At 52.1% G+C, this 2,225-nt stretch carries 2 protein-coding genes; both read left to right on the plus strand.

Going from position 1 to position 2,225, the window contains the following annotated elements:
- Positions 1–347 precede the first annotated feature (347 nt).
- Positions 348–917: a restriction endonuclease gene (locus PG887_RS22135; RefSeq protein WP_210538265.1), complete on the plus strand. Its 570-nt coding sequence runs from the start codon at positions 348–350 to the stop codon at positions 915–917.
- 719 nt (positions 918–1,636) lie between these two features.
- Positions 1,637–1,876 carry a hypothetical protein gene (locus PG887_RS22140; protein ID WP_160838349.1) on the plus strand — a complete coding sequence of 80 codons (240 nt, stop codon included), beginning with the start codon at positions 1,637–1,639 and terminating at the stop codon, positions 1,874–1,876.
- Positions 1,877–2,225: the final 349 nt, after the last annotated feature.

Raw genomic sequence — 2,225 nt, forward strand, 5'->3', positions numbered from 1 at the left:
TCGACACTCTTTATCCGCCCCCGGTCTTCACATTTAGATTATTCAGATTAGGCGACAACTATTCTGACACCGGGGGCATCCCTCAGCATGAAAGAGTTGTTGTTTGTCTGGGACCGAATATCTACGTGCCTTGATCATCAGCATGCAGGGAACGACTCGGATGCCCTTCTGCGGCTAGAGCAACTAGAGCAAGAGTTGGCCGCCATCGGTACCTACCAAATCCTGGACGCCGGCGAATAGCGCGATCCGAAACTCACTGCGGGGCAAAATGCCCCGCCTTCTTCTCACATACGGTGCTTGATAGGGGGGGGCCTGCCTTTCGTCAACCACCCACCAATGGTGTTACCATGATTGTTCTTCCTTCCCTACCCTCATTCACTGAGCCGCTTTCCTCTCTTCTTCTACACCTGCAGGCCTGGCCGATTCTGGTTCTACTTGTACTGCTCGTCATGCTCGCATTTGTAAACCCAACCCGCAGGCCAAGGGGTAAAAAAGGAAGACATGAGGTACGGATAGAGCAATCGGGTTCTGTACTGGCAAAAATTCGGGGATTATCGACGTGGCAGGCCCAGATAGCCTACCTCCGCAAGATCGACCCATACACATTTGAGGAGCTCATTCTGAGCGCATTGGAACTGAAGGGAATGATGATCATCCGAAACAAAAGCTATTCCCGAGATGGGGGGGTTGATGGAAAGGCGGTCATAAGCGGTGAACTGGTACTAATCCAGGCAAAACGCTACCAAAAATTCATCAGCACAGACCATGTGAGAGCATTTGCTGAGCAATGCCGGCAGCAGGAATGTAAAGGCCTGTTCATTCACACTGGACGAACGCCGAAATCAGCTTGGCACGCGGTCAAGGGATCCCCTGTCACTATCATCAGCGGCCCACAACTCATCGAGTTTCTCACATAACTGCCGGTGATCCATCAACTGAGAGAGCCAGGGATGGTCCACCAGCCCCCCCTTCTTGCTAGACCTCTTGGGGTTGCGTTGTCCAGCATCATGGTAGGTTCATCCCATCGAAATCAGCCTAGAAGAGGTCGGAGATCATGAGACATGGACCAACGAGTAAAGACATCGCGAAAGCGCATGTAGATGTGATTCCCGGGTGGGTCATTACCATCTCTATCTGTATGGCTGCGGCCATAGTTCGTCTTGCCTGTGGCTTGGATGATGTTTGGCAACATGAAGATTTCGTTGGATACTTTTCTCTCTGGTCAATTCCGTGGCTAATAGCTGCGGTTGGGATCTTGGCGAGCTTGTCACACAACGGAGAAATCAATAAGCGGGCCCGGGAAATTTACCGACATAGAAAGGGCCAGGAATTCGCCGCTCGCTATTAATTGTTGACATCGGAGCTGCGTGCTCTGGCGTGTCCCAGCGCAGCGCAAAGCCCCCATCGTAGGGGCTCGCGCCACCGAGACTTTAGGATGGCCACCCATTAGTGGCCCCCCCCCAACTATCCTTACTCCCCCCCCCCGACATGATCACGACAGCAGATCCTCATTCGTGATTGCGACCTGTCATTCCTAGATTAACCAAGCCGGGAGCGCACCAGGAGTTGCGTCATTCAGCAATATGGTACATTCAACTAATCGAAATATTATCTATCCGACCAAAGAGAGAACATCATGAGCATCAAAGGAATTCCCAAAGTACGAATGCAAGCAAAGGGTCTGTACCATTCCGGAAATGTCGACGCAGCCCAGACCCTGACTGACATGGCCGATGCTTATGAATACCTGGCAGCTGAGTATGGACGGGTCATGGTGCAGGCCGGGTACAGCGCGTCTCGCGAAGAATGCAAGAATGAAGCTCTGGCTTGGCTAGATCCGACAAAGCGCCCGGTAGTTGAAGAAGGTGGTATCTGAATGGCCACAAAGAACGCTCCGTTTTACAGCCTGCGAGCAGGCAAAGACCGTGATATAAAAAGCCACCGAACCCGTGATGCAGCAATTAATGCCGCTAAGGAACATGGACAAATCTGGATAACTCAAACAGGGACTCAGCGGCAAGTTCACGAAATTTCTGGCGGGGGGTGGAGGACTTTTAAGCCTGACGGCCTTGCCCCTGACCTCCGTGCAGAGCTCGAGCGCCTCGGGCTGATTTAATGAGGGGAATATCATGACTGCTGAAACGGATAAGGGGTCTGACGCTCAGTGGAACGAAAACTCACGTTAAGCAACGTTTTCTGCCTCTGACGCCTCTTTTAATGGTCTC

It is taken from the genome of Aeromonas sp. QDB14, from assembly GCF_027707845.1.
In the GTDB taxonomy this organism is placed as follows: Bacteria; Pseudomonadota; Gammaproteobacteria; order Enterobacterales; family Aeromonadaceae; genus Aeromonas; species Aeromonas caviae.